The organism is Pseudarthrobacter defluvii, from assembly GCF_030323865.1.
GTDB lineage: Bacteria > Actinomycetota > Actinomycetes > Actinomycetales > Micrococcaceae > Arthrobacter > Arthrobacter sedimenti.
The window spans coordinates 325,572-342,912 of sequence record NZ_CP066362.1 but is presented as its reverse complement, the minus strand read 5'-3'; the positions used below and the strand labels follow the sequence as shown (position 1 = coordinate 342,912).

Below are 17,341 nucleotides of genomic sequence, written 5' to 3'. Positions count from 1 at the left end.
TCGTTTGGACTAAAAAACTTGGCGAAGCCGGGCGTCACACCCTGAGTCAGCCTGCGTCAGAGGGCCCGCTGCAACCGCAGCGGGACCTCTTTCGTTCTACAACGTTCTAAATACCCGCTCTGAGCTAGGAAAACAAGGCTTCCCTTGCCCCCACCCCACCGCTAGATTGCTGGGGAAGCGTTTTCCGGTCTCAAAATTGAAAGGATTCACTGATGAATCCCCGCACCCTTCCCCTTCGCCTGCTCTCCGTTGGCGCAGCCGGCCTGGCACTGACCCTGAGCTGTCTCGCGGCCCCGGCCTCCGCCGTCGGACCCTCCCCCAAGCCCGGGAATCCGGGCATTCAACTGGACCACCTGGACCGTGGCCTGGTGGCCGCCGCCACCTCCGAGGGCGTGTTCCTCAGCTGGCGGTTGCTGGGCAACGAGGCAACCGGCTCCTCCCCCACCGGCTTAACCGGCACCGACTTCAACGTCTATCGGGACGGCCAAAAACTGGCAACCGTCACGGACAGCACCAACTTCCTGGACCGGGCTGGAACCGCAGGATCGGCCTACCAGGTGCGGGCCGTTGTCGCGGGAGTTGAGGTTGACCGGAGCGCCGGCACCACACCGTGGGGCAGCAACTTCAAGGACATCCCGCTCAGGAAGCCGGCCGACGGAGTCACCCCGGCCGGCCAGGCCTTCACCTACTCCGCCAACGACACCTCGGTGGGGGACGTGGACGGCGACGGGCAGTATGAGTTCATCGTCAAATGGGATCCGAACAACTCCAAGGACGTCTCGCAGGTGGGCTACACGGGCAACACCTACGTCGATACCTACAAGGCGGACGGTACGCTCCTCAGCCGGATCGACCTGGGCGTCAACATCCGGTCGGGGGCCCACTACACGCAGATGCTGGTCAACGACTTCGACGGCGACGGCCGGGCGGAGATGATGATGAAGACAGCCCCGGGGACCAAGAGCACCAGCTTCAACGCGGACGGCAGCATAGCGGCCAGCTCGTTCATCTCCCTGCTCCAGTCCGATATCGACGCCGGATACTCCAACACTGATGACTACCGCATGAGCGCGGCGGATTACTACCAGCACATGGTAAAAACCTTCCGGGGCTGGACCGAGCACCCGGAGGTCAAGGCGGGCCGTTGGCCGGCCACCCTGGAGGAAGCTTTCGGTATCGCCCCGCAGTACAAGTACCCGCTCTCCCAGGCTGATGCGGAAAAGCTCACCGACTACTTCATGGACGTCTATGCCCCGTCCCGCAGTGCACGCAACAACCTGCGTGCATTCGAGGGCTTCATCGTGTCGGGACCGGAGTACCTGACGGTGTTCGAAGGCGCCACGGGCAAGGAACTGAAGACCGTGGCCTACACCCCGGGGCGGACGGACGACGGCCTGATGTGGGGCGACTACGCCATGGCGCGGATAGAGCCGGGGAACCGCGTGGACCGGTTCCTGGCCGGCGTCGCCTACCTGGACGGCCGGAAGCCGGCGGCGGTCTTCGCCCGCGGCTACTACACCCGCACCACACTCGCCACCTACACCTGGGACGGGACCAATCTCTCGCCTGTCTGGAACGTGGACTCGGGCTGGACACCTATGAGCAACCCGTTCAACGACTCACCGCACGGCCGGGACGGCACGGACCCCACCTACGGCAAGCTCACCACGCAGGGTTTCCACTCCCTGAGTGCGTCCGACGTAGACGGTGACGGCAAGCAGGAGATCGTCTACGGGTCCGCGACGCTCGACGACGACGGCTCGGTTTTGTACACGTCGTTCGACACCCTGCCGGCGGGCAGCGCCGCTCCCGGCGAAGAGGCGCGGCTGGGCCACGGCGACGCCATGCATGTGGCCGACATCGACCCCAACCGGCCGGGAAAGGAAATCTTCACCGTCCACGAAGGAGCGGCATATGCCCCATACGGCTACGCCATGCGGGATGCCGCCACGGGTGAGGTTCTGTTCGGCGCGTACTCCGGGAAGGACACCGGCCGCGGCATGATCGGCGATGTGGATCCGGAAGTTCCCGGCATTGAGAACTGGGCCATCGGCATGCAGTCTGCGGACGGCCGCAAACTTTCCAGCAGCGCACCCGGCACCAACATGAGCATCAAGTGGGCCGCAGACATGACCACGCAGATAATCAACGGCTCGGGCGACCAGACCCCCACTATCGATGACTGGAAGCGCGGACGGCTGCTCACCGCCGACGGCACCCGGACCAACAACAGCACCAAGGGCACTCCCGGCCTGGTGGCCGATATCCTGGGCGACTGGCGGGAGGAAATGGTGGTCCGCACGGCAGACAGCTCCGCCCTCCGCATCTACCTCAGCACCGAAGTAACCAACCACAAGCTCTACACGCTGATGCACGATCCGCAGTACCGGGCCGAGGTTGCCAGGCAGAACACCGCGTACAACCAGCCCGCTTACACCGACTTCTACTTCGCTTCCGACATGAAGTTTGGCAGCGTCCCGCTGCGTGCTGCCTGGCTTCCGGGCAGCATCGAGGCCCTGCAGGACATCCTGACGGACCTGAGGGACTCGGGGGACGTTTCCGGACCGGTGGCCAGCCAGCTTGCCGCAAGCATCCAGCAGGCGGCAAAGGCGGTCCAGGACGGCGACACGGCTAAGGCGGGGCAGGCGGTGCAGCGGCTTGTTGACTTCCTTGCCCAGCAGAAGAAGCCGGATGCGGTGTCAAGTACGGCCCGCGTGGCGCTGGAGTACAACGCAGGCAATATCCTCCGGGCATTCTCGAATAGCGGGCAGTGAGAGCCGGGACGGGCGATAGAGGGGAGACTGATGGCATGACACTTGCACCGCTCATCGAGCTCAATGACGGCAACAGGATCCCGCAGCTGGGGCTTGGCACCTGGCCGCTGGACGACGAACAGGTGGCGGCCGCCGTCGTACACGCCGTGGAAGCCGGGTACCGGCACATCGATACCGCCGTGAAGTACGGCAACGAACGGGGTGTTGGCAACGGCATCCGTGCCAGCGGCGTGGACCGCAGCGAGCTGTTCATCACCACCAAGCTGGACGGCGAATTCCAGGGCCACGACCGCGCCGTGGCTGGCCTGGAGGGATCGCTTAAGCGCCTGGGGCTCGATTATGTGGATCTGCTGCTGATCCACTGGCCGCTCCCCGGCCGGGACCAGTACATTTCCACCTGGCAGACGTTTGAACGGCTGCAAGCCGAGGGGAAGGTCCGGTCCATCGGGGTGTCCAACTTCAAGCCCGCCCACCTTGAGCGGCTGATGGCGGAGACCGATGTGGTGCCGGCGGTGAACCAAATCCAGCTCAGCCCTGCAATCACCCGGACCGCGGAGCGCGAGTTCCATGCCGGGCATGGCATAGTTACTGAGTCCTACAGTCCTTTGGGCGGCTCGGGAGCAGGTTTGCTCAGTGCCCCCATCCTTTCCCAACTGGCTGAAAAGCACGGGAAAACGCCTGGCCAACTGGTCCTGCGGTGGCACATACAAAACGGATTGGTAACGATTCCGAAGACTGCTTCCCCGGCGCGTATGGCCGAGAACCTGGACGTGTTCGATTTCGCCCTGGATCCGCAGGATCTAGCGGAACTTTCGGTCTTGGACGAGGGTCCCGGCGCGGGCAATGACTCGGACAAGACGGGGCACTAAAGTTGCCCTGAACAGCACTTTTTTCCTAAAACGGGGTTGGCAAATAGATAGTAAGCATGATTACTATTGAGCCAGAAGGACGAAGTGCCTCCCCAACATGGAGGCCTCCTTTACTTAGGAAGAGAGCGACAAATGGGATTTATTGCATTTCTGATTCTCGGACTCATCGCCGGCGCGATTGCCAAGGCAATCCTTCCGGGACGTCAGGGTGGCGGCTGGATCATCACCATGGTGCTGGGCGTCGTAGGCGCACTGCTCGGTGGCTGGATCGGCGGCGCCCTGTTCGGCGGCGGACTGCAGGAGTTCTTCTCGCTGCAGACCTGGCTGCTGGCGATCGTTGGCTCGTTGATCGTTCTTGCGATCTACGGCATGGTCACTAAGCGCGGCGCACGCGGCTAATAACCGCGCACGCCAGGAAGCCGGCCTGGGGACACCATCCCCGGGCCGGCTTTCACTTTCTCCAGCATGGGGCACCTCTCCCCGCCAGGATTGACAACCTTCTCGCAGAGCAGGAGTTCAACGTGAAAAACAAGCTTCTTTTGGGTGTAGGCGTTGCCGTCGGCTATGTCCTCGGCTCGCGGTCAGGCCGTGCTGCTTACGACAAGCTGAAGGCCCGTGCGGCCGGCATCTGGGACAGCAAGCCGGTCCAGGACAAAGTTTCCGTAGCTACGGAGGCCATCAAGGAAAAGGCGCCTGAAGTGGCGGACCAGCTGGGCGAAGCCGCACGCAGGGCAGGGACCGTGCTTGGTTCTGCCGTGCACCGGGATGGCTCGTCCAACGGCGGCCAGTCTTCCGCAGCGGCCGGCACTTCCCCCGGCACCCCCACCGGTACCTCTACAACCAACGCGGGCGGCCTTGGCGAAGACCACATCCCCGCACACAGCACCCACCCGGAAACCACCAACCTTGGGACCTCCGATGGAAGCGGCGCAAAGTCCTGACTCCCGTTTCATTACGCGGTCGCTGCCGCGTGACATGGGACTGAGCGGGCTTTGTGCTACAACTGAATCGCCTTGCCGGCCGTCGCGATCCTTGGGGGACGCGGCGGCCGGCAGTGTTTAAACCGGTCCATTGCGGAGAGGACCGCCAGCCAGTTTCCGTGTTTATCCGTGGCTGCCCTGTTTTCCACATAGGGGTTTTGGGGTCTCTTGATTGTCGGTGGTGGCTGGCAGAGTTGGGTTATGGAGGCCATTGGGGAAGATCTGGGGAGGGCGTACGACGCCGGCAGTCGGCTGCCGCGCCCGGCCCGCCTTCGCCCGGTCCCCAGTGAGGATCCTCTGACAGGTCCTTTGCAGGCATCAGCCTCAGGGCCCGGTGAGCAGGACGTATTGGACCGGCTGGCCGCACAGCTGGCAGCCGCCGCCCTGGCCACCCCGGACCTGCTGGCAACGGCCTCTTATGTCGAGGCTGCCGATTATGCCGCCCGGATCGAGGGCCTCGCCCGCTCCGTGGAGTACCTCCAACTCGTCTCAGCCGGGGCCGTGGACCGCACCCGCACCCAGGCCATCAACGACGCCGCCACAGCCAAGACCCGTGCAGCCCGGTCCCGCGCAGGCCGGTCCCGCGCAGGCCGGTCCCGCGCAGGCGGGTCCACGGGCTGGATCACCGGGTGGGACGCCACCGGCTTTGAAACCCTGCGCACCGCCCCAGCAACAGCCAGCGGGACCGGTGTCGTGCGTGAGACCGACGCCAACTGGCCCGGGCCGCCCTCCACACGAGGCCTGATGCGCCCGGTGGTGGTGTCTCCGGCCGATGACGGGTGCCGGAACACCGCAGAGTTCCTCCGCCTGCGCCTGCAAATCCCCATCCGCGAAGCCCGGCGCCGCCTCGCCCTCGCCCAGCACGTCCTGCCCGTCACCACCATCACCGGCGAACCACTCCCGCCAACCCGGCCACACCTCGCCGCCGCCCTCACCCCCGCCACTGAACTCCACGCCAGCACCGAGGCCGGCGCCTGGCCCGGGCCGGCTCAGGGACCTGCGGTGTCCTCGCACGCCGCGACCATCATCACCGCCACCCTGGACCGGCTCCAACACCACACCACACAAGAAACCCTCGACACGATCGAGCACCACCTCACTACCGCCGCCACCAGCTGCGACCCCGACTTCCTCACCCGCCTGGCCCAACGCTGGACCGACACCATCGACGCCGACGGCACCGAACCCACCGAAGAAGCCCTCCGCCACACCCAAGGCGCCTTCATCCGCAAACCCCGGCACGGCCTGCACCGTGTCGAAATCTTCGCCACCGGCGACCAATACGAACACCTCCTCACCGTCATGAACACCGCCACCAACCCCCACACCACCACCCCCAACACCGAAACCGGAACCGGCACCGGCACCGGCAGCGAAGGCAGCACGTTGGCAGGCAGCGCAACGGCAGGCGATGCCAGGGGGCACATCGCCCTGCCGGACCTGGACCGGCGCACCCGCGCCCAAAAACAACTCGACGGCCTCGTCACCGCCGCCAAAGCCGCCCTCACCACCAACACCCTGCCCACCACCGGCGGCAACCGACCCCAAATCATCGCCACCATCAACTACCAAGACCTCTTCCCCCACACCACCGGCACCAAAGCCGACACAGCGGCATCCGCAGGAACCGGGACATCCGCAGGAATCGGGACCGGGACCGGTTCCTTTGCCTTCACCGGGCCCGTCGCCGCCGCCACCCTGCGCAAAACCGCCTGCGACGCCGACATCATCCCCGCCCTCCTGGGCACCAACGGCGAAATCCTCGACCTCGGCCGCAAAACCCGCCTCTTCACCCCCGCCCAACGCCTCGCCCTCACCGCCCGCGACCAAGGCTGCGCCTTCCCCAACTGCACCATCCCCGCCCCCTGGTGCGAAGCCCACCACATCACCTACTGGTCACAAGGCGGACCCACCACCACCAACAACGGCGCCCTGCTCTGCAGCCACCACCACCACCTCATCCACAAAGAACAATGGAAAATCACCACCACCCACGGCACACCAACCTTCATCCCCCCACCCCACCTCGACCCCAACCAAACACCCCAACAAAACCACTACTTCAAACCACCCCCACCACCCCACCCACGGGAATGACGAGGGCTGATTCGGCGTGTGGGCACCGTGTTGTGAACGTCCAAGCCACCCAGCGAGGCAAAGCGCTACCGAAGCAGGCTACTTACCCACGTTCTTCGCCACCAGGCGCCCTATGACCACTGTCCCATCAAGCTCCTTTGAACGAACCGTCCGTACGGCGAACCCGGCCGCTGCCAGGATCTCGGAGGTGGCCGCCGCCTGCCGCTCACTGGTTTCGATGAGCAGATGCCCCTCCGAAGCCAGCCACTGAGTCCCACCAACAGCAATCCGGCGGTGAAAGTCCAGGCCATCAGGACCGCCATCGAGTGAAACCGCGGGTTCGTAAAGGCGTGCTTCCGGCGGCATGGTCCGGATGGCTTCTGTGGGTACGTATGGAGCATTTACAGTCAGCACTCGCACCCGGCCATGCAGTGCAGGCGGAAGAGCCTCGAAGAGATCACCCGCATGGACGTGGCCGCCAAGAGGTTCAAGATTCGCATGGGCACACCGTACGGCCGTGGGTTCAATATCTGCCGCATGCAAATCCACCCCCGGCGCCTGGCGAAGGACGGCCACCCCCACGGCACCCGAACCACAGCAGAGGTCCACCACAACCGGGGGCGCCGCCAAGGCGTCGTTCCGCAGCAATGCCACGGCCTCGGCGACCAACAGTTCCGTGCGGCGCCGCGGCACAAAGACGCCAGGCTCAACCAGGACCCGACCGCCGGCGAACTCTGCCCAGCCCAGGATGTGTTCGAGGGGAACACCCTCCATGCGGCGCCGGACGTTCCGCTGGAGTTCCGTGGGGCTACAGGTTTCAGCCAACAGGAGCCGGGCTTCATCTTCGGCGAAAACACAGCCGGCAGACCGCAACAGGGAGACGATACGCTCGTAGGCCGGCCATCCGGGTTGGCCGTGAACCGCCTGTGATCCAGAAGGCAGCAAAGCTGCGCCTTTCGGTGAGCCGACGGGCACCCCCACGGTCGCTAGGCCCAACTCTCGGAACGGCGCGGCGAGGGAGAACCCGATACTGATAGAGCCGAAATTGCACCCACCGCCTTCTGCCGTTGCCGGAAATCCCATGCTAATCGGCGGCCCGGCGCTCCGGAATAGCAGCAGCTGTTGGCAGGATGGGAACATGACCACCGGCGCAGCCAACAACAACGCAGCCAGCAACCTTCTTTGGATCGGCACCTACACCCCCGACGGCGGCGGCCGGGCCCAAGGCATTGGCGCTGTCCGCGCGCACCAGGACGGAAGCCTCGAATGGTTGGGAACAGCAGTCGAGGCCCAGTCGCCGTCGTTCGTGGCCGTCCACCCCGCACTGCCCGTCGTGTACGCGGCCGCCGAGCAGCGCAAGAAGGTCCAGGCATACCGGCGCCTGCGGGACTGTGGCCTGAAAGTCCATAAAGAAGCACAGCCTGCGGGCGAGGCCACCTGCCACGTTGCCGTCGACCCGGGCGGCCGCTTTGTCACCGCCACGTGCTGGGGTGACGGGCAGGTCCTCCTCTACGAGTTGGACGCCGACGGCGGGATGACCGGAAGGTTTCCCGCCGCACCGTCGGTTGATCCCCACGGCAGCCTTTCTCCCGGCAGCCCGCGGCAAAGCCGTGCCCACGCCAGCCTGATGCTCAGCGACGGCCGCGTCATGACCACAGACCTGGGCCACGACACCCTGCGCATCTGGAACTACGAGCCGGGAACCGGATTGGTAGCCGACCACGAGGTTGTCCTCCCCCACGGCAGCGGCCCGCGGCACATGGTGGAGCATCCATCCGGCAGCGTCGTCATCGTGTCTGAATACTCAGTGGAGGTCTTCGTGGTGCGCCCCGAAGCTGGCACCTACGAGCTGGTCTTCCGCGGACCCGCAACGGCGGGCGGAAGCCAGGAGGGCGACTCCGCCGCCGAAATCTGCCTTGGCCCGCAGGGAAACTTTGCCTACGCCGGCGTCAGGGGCTCGAACATCATCAGCGTCCTGGAGGTGGCAGCGGGCGGTACCGAACTGATCCCCGTCAAGGACATCCACAGCGGCGGGGACTGGCCGCGGCACCACCTGGTCCGGGGAAACCTGCTGCACGTGGCCCACGAACGGTCGGACAACATCGCCACATTCGAGCTGGACCCTGTAACGGGCCTCCCAGGCCCGCTGCTGCATAACCTGCCCACCCCATCACCCACGGCCCTGGTGCCCGCAGTTATGCCTGCGACCGCAGGCTAGAACGTCGGCTGCTCCACCGCGACGGACCTTTCCTAAACACTGGAGTAATCCAGTGCAAGCGCTTACAGTTGTGACTTGGTTCACAGGACAGCATGCTGTCCTTCGAACTCTCCTGCCGCATCCCCATGTCAACGGCAAGCCTGTACAGCAGCGCTGCTTCCCAGGAAGGTCTCACCCTTGTTATTCCGCACCCCTCCCGGCGCGCCCCCACGCGCCCAACTGCCGGCAAAGCCCGCTGGAACACAACCCGCCCCCGGCCGGCGAACCCGCGGCCGTACCGCCGCCGTCCGATCGGCAGCCGGCCTCCTGGCAGCCGCCGTCGCCTTTTCCACTGCAGTCCTCCCGGCCCAGGCCGCACCAGGTCCGGACGGCCCCGGCCCCAATACCCCCGGCTCCAACGGTTCCAACGGCTCCAACAGCGCCGGCACAAAAAGCAACGGGTCCGCCTCCGCCCAGCACTCGCTCCGCGGGCCGGTGACCGACGAAAACTTCTACTTCGTCATGGCGGACAGGTTCAGCAACGGCAGCACCGCCAACGACCAGGGTGGCCTGGGCCCCGATCCCATGGTGTCCGGCTTCGACCCCACTAAGAAGGGCTTCTACAACGGCGGGGACCTGGCCGGCCTGCACAGCAAGATCGACTACATCCAGGGCCTGGGCACCACATCCATCTGGCTCACCCCCAGCTTCAAGAACAAGGCCGTCCAGCCGGAGGACAAATCCGCCGGCTACCACGGCTACTGGGTTACCGACTTCACCCAGATCGATCCGCACCTCGGCACGAATGACGAACTCAAGGGCCTCATTGACGAGGCCCATGCCCGCGGCATGAAGGTGTACTTCGACATCATCACCAACCACACCGCGGATGTCATCGGCTACCAGGAAGGCGACCGCAAGGGCTACGTGTCCAAGGACGCCGTTCCCTACGAGACGGCCTCGGGCGAAGCGTTCGACGACCGCGATTACGCAGGCACGGGAAACTTCCCCAAGCTGGACGCGAACACCTCGTTCCCCTACAAGCCCGTCCTGGCCCCGGGCGAGGAGAACCTGAAGGTTCCGGCCTGGCTGAACGACCCCACGCTGTACCACAACCGCGGCGACACCACCTTCACCGGCGAGGACTCCATGTACGGGGACTTCTACGGCCTCGATGACCTCTTCACCGAGAACCCGAAAGTGGTGCACGGCATGGAGGACATCTACAAGTCCTGGATCGGCGACTTCGGCGTGGACGGCTTCCGCATCGACACCATGAAGCACGTTAACGACGAGTTCTGGCAGGAATTCGGCCCCAACGTCCTGAGCTACGCCAAGGAACACGGCAAGGACGATTTCTTCATGTTCGGCGAGGTCTTCGACACCAGCAAGAGCTTCACCTCGCAGTTCACCACCCGCAACAGGATGCAGGCGGTCCTGGACTTCCCCTTCCAGGACGCCGCCCGCAACTTCGCCTCCAAGAGCCAGGACGCCAAGGCGTTGCAGGCCTTCTTCGCCGGGGACGACTGGTACACCGACGCCGACTCCAACGTCTACGAGCTGCCCACCTTCCTGGGCAATCACGATATGGGCCGCATCGGCAGCTTCATCGCACAGGACAACCCTGCCGCCACCGATGCCGAGAAGGTGGCCCGGGACGAACTGGCCCACGAACTGATGTACTTCTCGCGCGGCAATCCGGTGGTCTACTACGGCGATGAACAGGGCTTCACCGGCCCAGGCGGTGACCAGGATGCGCGTCAGACCCTCTTCGCCAGCAAGGTGCCCGACTACCTTGACGACGACCTGCTGGGCACGGACGCCACCAACGCCACCGACAACTTCAACCCGGACCACCCGCTCTACGCCAAGATCAAGGAACTGGCTGCCCTCACCAAGGAGCACCCCGCGCTGCGGAACGGCGCCCACCAGCACCGCTACGCCTCCGACGGGCCCGGCATCTACGCCTTCTCCCGTACCGACGCCCAGGACCAGCGCGAATACGTGGTGGCCCTGAACAACAGCGCACAACCGCAGACGGCACAGGTCCCCACCTACATCGCCAAGCGCAGCTACACCCGCATCTACGGCCAGGGCGCAGACGAAGTGAAAACTTCCGAGGACGCCAAACTGACCGTGACCGTGCCGCCGCTCTCCGCCGTCGTCTACGAATCCTCCGGCCGGATTCCGCACTCCAAGACGGCCCCCGCCGTCAAGCTCCAACAGCCGGCCGCCGCGGCCGGTGACAATGGACGGCTCAACGTAACGGCCGACGTCGACGGCACTTCGTTCTACGAGGTCACCTTTGAGGCAAGGACGGCAGGCGGCGAGTGGCAGCCGATCGGCACCGACGACACCGCCCCGTACCAGGTGTTCCACGACGTCGCGGCGCTGGACGCAGGCACCCCACTGGAGTACCGCGCCACCGTGCTGGACAATGGCGGGCATACCGCCACCACCCAGAGCCGATCGGCGAGCGTTCCCGCGCCCGTCCTGACCCTGCAGAAGCCCACCGAGGGCAGCAGCGTGGAGGGCAAGGTCGAGCTGGGCGCCACCGCCGATCCGGAGAAGTCCAGCCATGTGGTGTCCTTCGAACGCAGCGTCAACGGCGGGAACTGGACCGCACTGGGCACCGACTCGTCGTCGCCCGTGTACACCGCAAATGATGATGTCTCCGGGCTCGCCGACGGCACTACGGTCCGGTACCGCGCGGCCATGACCGGCACGGGCTTCAGCGTCACCAGCGAAACCAGGACCGTCACGGTAGGCCAGCCGCCGCAGCCCGACTCAGTGACCGTTGCCGGTTCGCTCAACCAGGCAATGGGGTGCAGCTCGCAATGGGACCCCGCCTGCGCGCAGGCGAAGATGGTGCTGGACCCGGCGGACCGGATCTGGCGGCTGACCGTGGACCTGCCGGCCGGAAAGTATGAGTACAAAGCCGCGCTCAATGGCGGCTGGGACGAAAACTACGGCGCGGACGGCCAGTTCAACGGGCAGAACATCGTGCTGGACCATCCCGGCGGTCGGGTCACCTTCCGCTATGACAACCGCACGCATGTACTCAGCGCCGTGTACGCCTCCCAGCAACCGGGTGCCGTGGCGGCGGCCGGAAGCATGGACAGCGAGCTGGGGTGCGCCTCGGACTGGGAGCCGTCCTGCACCCAGGCGCAGCTGGTGCTGGACCCTGCGGACCTCGTCTGGAAACTGACCGTGCCTGACCTGCCGGCGGGAAGCTACGAGTTCAAGGCCGCGCTGAACAAGTCATGGGATGTGAGCTACGGGGCCGGCGGGGCATCCCCGGGCGCCAACATTGCCTTTAAGCACGACGGCGGTCCTGTCACCTTCCGGTACGACCACTTCACCCACGTGATGACCACGGGCTAGGTTCATCCCGGAACAAACACCGTGGCGCCGCCGCTTCCAGGAGCGGCGGCGCCACGGTGTTTTCGTGTCCGCTTAGGGGCCGGTGCAGGTTATTGGCGGTGCATCGCTCCCTCGACCGCCGCGAGCAGTGAATTGAACCGCCTGTTGCCAGGAAGGTCATCGAGGTAAACGGGCCTTCCGTCCGGGCCGCCCAGCGGAACCTGCCAGTTGGGATACAGCTCCTCCGTGGTGCCCGGCTGGTTCTGGACGCGCCGCTCCCCCACCGCATCCACCAGGGCCACCCCGAGCAGAACCGACGGTGCCTGGGCGAGCAGGAGGTGCAGCGCCTCGATGGTGTGTTCCTCGGTCTCCTGCCCGGACCCACCGGACGCAGGGACCTCGGAAAGGTAACCGCGCTCCCGCAGCAGGGCGAACATCTTCTCCAGGGAGGCGTTGTGCTCCGCGCGCTCTTCGGACTCGGAGCGTTCCAGCAGTCCCAGCCTGCTCCGCAGCCCCACGTGGTCCCCGGCAAGGTAGCCGGCGGTGGGCGGGAGATCGTGGGTGTTAACGCTGGCCAGCGCCTGCGTGCGGTACTTTTCCGGCGCAAGGGGCGAATCGCCGTCGTACTCAAACCACAGGATGGACGTGCCCAGGATGCCGCGGGCCGCGAGGTAGTCACGCACCCACGGCTCGAAGGTGCCCAGGTCCTCGCCGATCACCACGGCACCGGCCCGGTGTGCCTCGAGCGCGAGGATGCCGATCAGCGCCTCGTGGTCGTAGCGGACATAGGCACCGTCCCCCGGGGCGTTCCCCATGGGAATCCACCACAACCGGAACAAGCCCAGGATGTGGTCGACGCGGATGCCGCCGGCATGCCGGAGCACGTTGGCCAGCATATTGCGGAACGGCTGGTAGCCGGCTTCCGCCAGCCGGGCCGGGTGCCACGGCGGCTGACCCCAGTCCTGGCCCTGCTGGTTGTACATGTCCGGCGGCGCGCCCACGCTGGTGTTCGGGGCCAGTACGCCGCGCAGCGTCCAGGCGTCCGCGCTGCTGTGGTCCACGCCGACGGCGAGGTCGTGCACCACGCCGAGCCGCATCCCGGACCGCAGCGCGGTGCGCTGTGCGTTCTCCAACTGCTCGTCGCAGATCCATTGCAGCCAACGGTGGAAGCCAATGCGGTCCGCCAGCTTCTCCCGGAGCGCCTCCGCCTCCGGTGTTCCGATGGCGTACGCCGGGTCCTTCCAGAGCGGGTCGCCCGGTGCGAGGTCCTCGCGGATGGCTGACCAGAGCGCAAAATCCTCCAGCCCCTTGCCGGAGAGGCGGCAAAATTCATCGAACGCGGCCTGCCGGGCCGGTGAACGGCGCGTGTGGTAGAGCATCTCCAAGGCCTGCAGCTTCGCCGCGTACACGGCATCCCGGTCCAACCGCGCACCTTCCTTGTTCAGCACTGCCACCTCTTCGTGGAGCTTTTCCAGGGCCGCACGTTTGCGGGGCCGCAGGTACGCCAGCTCAGGAATGGCTTCGATGCGGATGTACAGCGGGTTGAAGAACCGGCGGGTGGACGGCGAATAGGGCGAGGGCTGGACGGGCGGTACGGGCTCCGCGGCATGGAGCGGGTTAACCAGGACGTAGTCAGCACCGCGAGCGCCACTGATCGCAGCCAGGTCCGCCAGGTCGGCGAAGTCTCCAATGCCCCAGGACCGTTTTGAGCGGACGGAATACAACTGGGTGGCCAGGCCCCAGCCGCGGCGCTCCTCGAGCGGCTTCGCCGTGGCCAGCCGCGCCGGCGTCACCACCAGGGTGGAAGTCGCCGTGGCGCCTTCGGACTCAGCGTGCAGTGTGTGCCAGCCCAAAGGCAGGTCCTCGGGAAGGGAGAACGTGGCACGTCCGGTGGAGACGCCGTCGACCTCCCGGGGCTGGACCCAGACATCCTGCTGGACCGCCTCCCGCTGGACCGCACCCCCCTCAAGGGTGATGGTCAGGCGGGTAGTGGCCCCGTCCCGGACGTGAACCGGAACCTGGGCGGGCTCGCCCTGCTTGATGACGACGGCGGGCGGCAGCATCCGCCGCCATGGCGCCAGTTCCGCTTCGACCAGGGCCGCCTCAATGTGCTGGTTGGTGCGGGCGTCAACGCCCAGGGCGGCCAGCACCTTGACCAACGTCGATTCTGCAACGGAGTGCGGGAGCCCGTCCCAGCCCTGGAAGGAGGTACCCACGCCGTGCGCGTCGGCCAGTTGCTGCAGCAGGTGCGGATCCACGGGTTCAGGGGCAGCGGCGGGAGGGTCGGCGGGCATAAGTGGCCGTGGTGCGTGCTGCTGGTCTGAAGCCGTCATGGGTGTCCGCCTCGTCTGTGATGGTCCCGGAACTTACAGTGCTGCTGTTGTTGTACCCGGGCAGTGACACCCCATGCACAACCGTTGGTTCAGATTATTGCAGGGCGGCGCGGAGGCGAAACCCGGGCTGCATGCAGGCGGGTCGGGACAGGTGCACCGATTTAAGGATCGAAGTGCGTGTTCACTGCGCCGTCGCTGACGCGGCCAATGATTTCACCGGCCAGGTCCCGCAGCTTCTGGTTCCGGTGGCTGGACGCCTTGGTGAGGAGGGCCATGGCTTCCTCCTGCGAACACCGGTTCTGTGCCATGATCACCCCGCACGCCATATCGATGGTGGTGCGGCTTGCCATGGCGGCCTTGAGGTCATCCGCCAGGTTCTGGGCGTCCGCGATCCGCAGCGCCAACCGCAGTGCCCTGCCGGCAAGGTCCGCGAACCCTTCCGCCCGCTGGACGACACCAGGGGTGAACACATCCGGCTCCGCCGCGAAGAAGTTCAGGGCGGCCGCCTGGTGCTCATCGAGGGCGAGCGGCACTCCCAGCGCGCTGCGGCAACCGTTGTCGGCCAGCACCTCCTGGTAAGCGGGCCAGCGCGTATCGGTGTGCACGTCGGACAGAACCATCGGCTTCATGGCATCCAGTGACGCGATGCAGGGCCCGTTCCCCAGCGCCTGCTCCAGCTTGTCCAGCACGGCTGCGCGTTCGCTGCTGCCGGCAATGGTGGCGGTGCGTTTACGGCGGCGGAGCGTCACCCCGCACTCGATGACGACACCGGCAGTATCGCTGAGCGTTGAAGCGGCAACCGTGGAGAGCTCAGTCAGGAAGTCAGCCACGTTGGTGCTGCCAATGATGAGGTCGTGCAGTTGGACGAACTCATCGCCACTTGTAGGGGTACTCATGCCTCAATATAAGCGCTCCTGGCAGCTGTTTGGGCGCCACAAAACGTCATTCCCGCGGCCCCGGTTACTCCATGCGACGAAAAGCGAAGGACTAAGGCGGGATTCTGTGGGGGCCTGCGGAACCTGTGTAGCCTCGTGACGATCCAAGGCAGGGCAACCAGATGGAGGAGACCGCGGATGAGCCTCAGCGAACTGCGGGTGTTCGGACGGTCGGGCACCCCCATCAGTCCCCTCACCCTTGGCACCATGAACTTCGGCGAGGGAACGGGCAGCCCGGGTGCCCCCACCGGCGCGGAAGAGAGCATCCGCATCATCCACGCCGCACTGGACGCCGGCATCACGGCGATCGACACGGCAGACGTCTACTCCCAGGGCGAGTCCGAGCAGGTGGTGGGCCGGGCGCTCCGCGGCCGCCGGGACGACGTCTTCCTGGCCACCAAGTTCCATGGCCAGATGAGCCCCAATCCCGCACACTCCGGGAACTCCCGGCGCTGGATCACCCAGGCCGTGGAGGGGAGCCTGCGCCGGCTCCAGACAGACCGGATCGACCTGTACCAGGCACACCGGCCGGACTACAACACCGACGTCCTGGAAACCATCACCACCCTCAACGACCTGATCCGGCAGGGCAAGATCCTGTACTACGGCACCTCGGTGTTCACGCCCGCGCAGCTTGTCGAGGCGCAGTGGCTGGCCACCACCAACCACCTGATCCCGCCGCTGGGCAACCAGGTCCCGTACTCCATGCTGGTCCGCGGCAACGAACGGGACGTCCTGCCCATTGCCCAGCAGTACGGGCTGGGGGTTCTTGCCTACGGCCCGCTGGCGGGTGGCTGGCTCTCCGGCAGCTTCGTCCTGGAATCCGGCAAGCCGCCCACCCGGGTCCACACGCTGCCGGGCCGGTACGACATCTCCGGGCCCTCCAGCGAGCGGAAACTGCTTGCCGCGGACTCGTTGGCCCGGCTGGCGGACAAGCTGGAGCTGTCCCTGGTGGACCTGGCCGTGGGCTTTGCCCTGACCCACCCCGCCATCAGCAGCGTGATCATCGGCCCGCGCAGCGAGGAACACCTTTCCGCCTACCTCCGCGCCGCGGATGTCCGGCTGGGCGAGTCCGTCCTGGACGCCATCGATGACCTGGTGCCGCCGGGCACCAACTTCGTGGAGCGGGACGCGGGCGCCATTGTCCCGTCCATCGAGTTCGCGGAACTACGACGGCGGTAGCCGGCTTTCCGGGGCCGCATCCAAGGTGCGGCAACCCGAAGAGGCCGCGGGCCGCCGTCGTACCTCCCCTGAGCCCACAGCACCGCCCTGCCTATGATGGCTGGGATGGAAACGCTGTTCACGGTAGGTCACGGCACCTCCTCCCAGGCGGACTTCACCGCCCTGCTGAGGAATGCGGGGGTAACGTCGCTGGTGGACGTGCGGATTGGGCCCGGCAGCCGCAAGTATCCGCAGTTCGGCAAGGACCTGATGGCGGAGTGGCTGCCCGACGCGGGCATAGGTTACCGGTGGGAGAAACGGCTGGGTGGATTCCGGAATTTGCTCCCTGACTCCCCGGATACGGCCCTCCGCAACGAGTCGTTCCGCGCCTATGCCGGTTACATGCGCACCGGGGACTTCCTGGCTGCTGCTGAAGAACTCGTCGCCGGCTCCCAATCGGCGCGGACCGCGATCATGTGCAGCGAAACCCTCTGGTGGCGCTGCCACCGCCGCCTCATCTCCGACCATTGCCTCCTCCTGGCCGGCCAGCCCGTCGAGCACCTGATGCCGCCGGGCAAGGCGGTCCCGCACGTTCCCACCAAGGGCGTGCGGGTACTGGGGCATGAACTGCGCTACGACCTCGCCGGGTGATG

General features: G+C 66.0%; 12 protein-coding genes. 9 read left to right on the top strand and 3 right to left on the bottom strand.

What is annotated here, in order from left to right; translation table 11 throughout:
- The first annotated feature begins 212 nt into the window (after nucleotides 1-212).
- From JCQ34_RS01670 to JCQ34_RS01650, 5 genes are all read left to right on the top strand, one after another.
- A complete protein-coding gene (locus JCQ34_RS01670) occupies nucleotides 213-2,774 on the top strand; it encodes a rhamnogalacturonan lyase (RefSeq protein ID WP_286401157.1) in 2,562 nt (853 codons plus the stop codon).
- 35 nt (nucleotides 2,775-2,809) lie between these two features.
- On the top strand, nucleotides 2,810-3,643 hold the full coding sequence (locus tag JCQ34_RS01665) for an aldo/keto reductase (RefSeq protein ID WP_286401156.1): 834 nt from the start codon (nucleotides 2,810-2,812) through the stop codon (nucleotides 3,641-3,643).
- A gap of 132 nt (nucleotides 3,644-3,775) precedes the next feature.
- Nucleotides 3,776-4,042, top strand: coding sequence for a GlsB/YeaQ/YmgE family stress response membrane protein (locus JCQ34_RS01660; RefSeq protein WP_142131436.1), 267 nt, complete (start codon nucleotides 3,776-3,778; stop codon nucleotides 4,040-4,042).
- A 122-nt stretch (nucleotides 4,043-4,164) separates the two neighbouring features.
- Nucleotides 4,165-4,584 carry a YtxH domain-containing protein gene (locus JCQ34_RS01655; RefSeq protein WP_286401153.1) on the top strand — a complete coding sequence of 140 codons (420 nt, stop codon included), beginning with the start codon at nucleotides 4,165-4,167 and terminating at the stop codon, nucleotides 4,582-4,584.
- A gap of 240 nt (nucleotides 4,585-4,824) precedes the next feature.
- On the top strand, nucleotides 4,825-6,720 hold the full coding sequence (locus tag JCQ34_RS01650; protein ID WP_286401151.1) for an HNH endonuclease signature motif containing protein: 1,896 nt from the start codon (nucleotides 4,825-4,827) through the stop codon (nucleotides 6,718-6,720).
- Between the two features lie 78 nt (nucleotides 6,721-6,798).
- On the opposite strand, the gene JCQ34_RS01645 is transcribed toward JCQ34_RS01650, so the two are convergent.
- Nucleotides 6,799-7,524 (bottom strand): putative protein N(5)-glutamine methyltransferase, encoded by a 726-nt coding sequence (locus JCQ34_RS01645; protein WP_434738924.1) that lies wholly within the window; start codon nucleotides 7,522-7,524, stop codon nucleotides 6,799-6,801.
- 313 nt (nucleotides 7,525-7,837) lie between these two features.
- On the opposite strand from JCQ34_RS01645, the gene JCQ34_RS01640 reads away from it, so the two are divergent.
- On the top strand, nucleotides 7,838-8,917 hold the full coding sequence (locus tag JCQ34_RS01640) for a lactonase family protein (protein ID WP_286401149.1): 1,080 nt from the start codon (nucleotides 7,838-7,840) through the stop codon (nucleotides 8,915-8,917).
- 177 nt (nucleotides 8,918-9,094) lie between these two features.
- Nucleotides 9,095-12,280: an alpha-amylase family glycosyl hydrolase gene (locus JCQ34_RS01635; protein WP_286401148.1), complete on the top strand. Its 3,186-nt coding sequence runs from the start codon at nucleotides 9,095-9,097 to the stop codon at nucleotides 12,278-12,280.
- Nucleotides 12,281-12,369: 89 nt separating this feature from the next.
- Here JCQ34_RS01635 and malQ read toward each other — a convergent pair whose 3' ends face one another.
- Together malQ and JCQ34_RS01625 are read right to left on the bottom strand one after the other, a co-directional pair.
- Complete coding sequence (malQ, locus tag JCQ34_RS01630; RefSeq protein WP_286401146.1) at nucleotides 12,370-14,592, bottom strand: 4-alpha-glucanotransferase; 2,223 nt, start codon at nucleotides 14,590-14,592, stop codon at nucleotides 12,370-12,372.
- A 161-nt stretch (nucleotides 14,593-14,753) separates the two neighbouring features.
- The gene (locus JCQ34_RS01625; protein ID WP_286401144.1) at nucleotides 14,754-15,488 is read right to left on the bottom strand and encodes a GAF and ANTAR domain-containing protein; all 735 of its coding nucleotides are present in this window, start codon (nucleotides 15,486-15,488) and stop codon (nucleotides 14,754-14,756) included.
- 177 nt (nucleotides 15,489-15,665) lie between these two features.
- On the opposite strand from JCQ34_RS01625, the gene JCQ34_RS01620 reads away from it, so the two are divergent.
- Together JCQ34_RS01620 and JCQ34_RS01615 are read left to right on the top strand one after the other, a co-directional pair.
- Nucleotides 15,666-16,709, top strand: coding sequence for an aldo/keto reductase (locus tag JCQ34_RS01620; protein ID WP_286401141.1), 1,044 nt, complete (start codon nucleotides 15,666-15,668; stop codon nucleotides 16,707-16,709).
- 105 nt (nucleotides 16,710-16,814) lie between these two features.
- Nucleotides 16,815-17,339, top strand: coding sequence for a DUF488 domain-containing protein (locus tag JCQ34_RS01615; RefSeq protein WP_286401138.1), 525 nt, complete (start codon nucleotides 16,815-16,817; stop codon nucleotides 17,337-17,339).
- Nucleotides 17,340-17,341 lie beyond the last annotated feature (2 nt).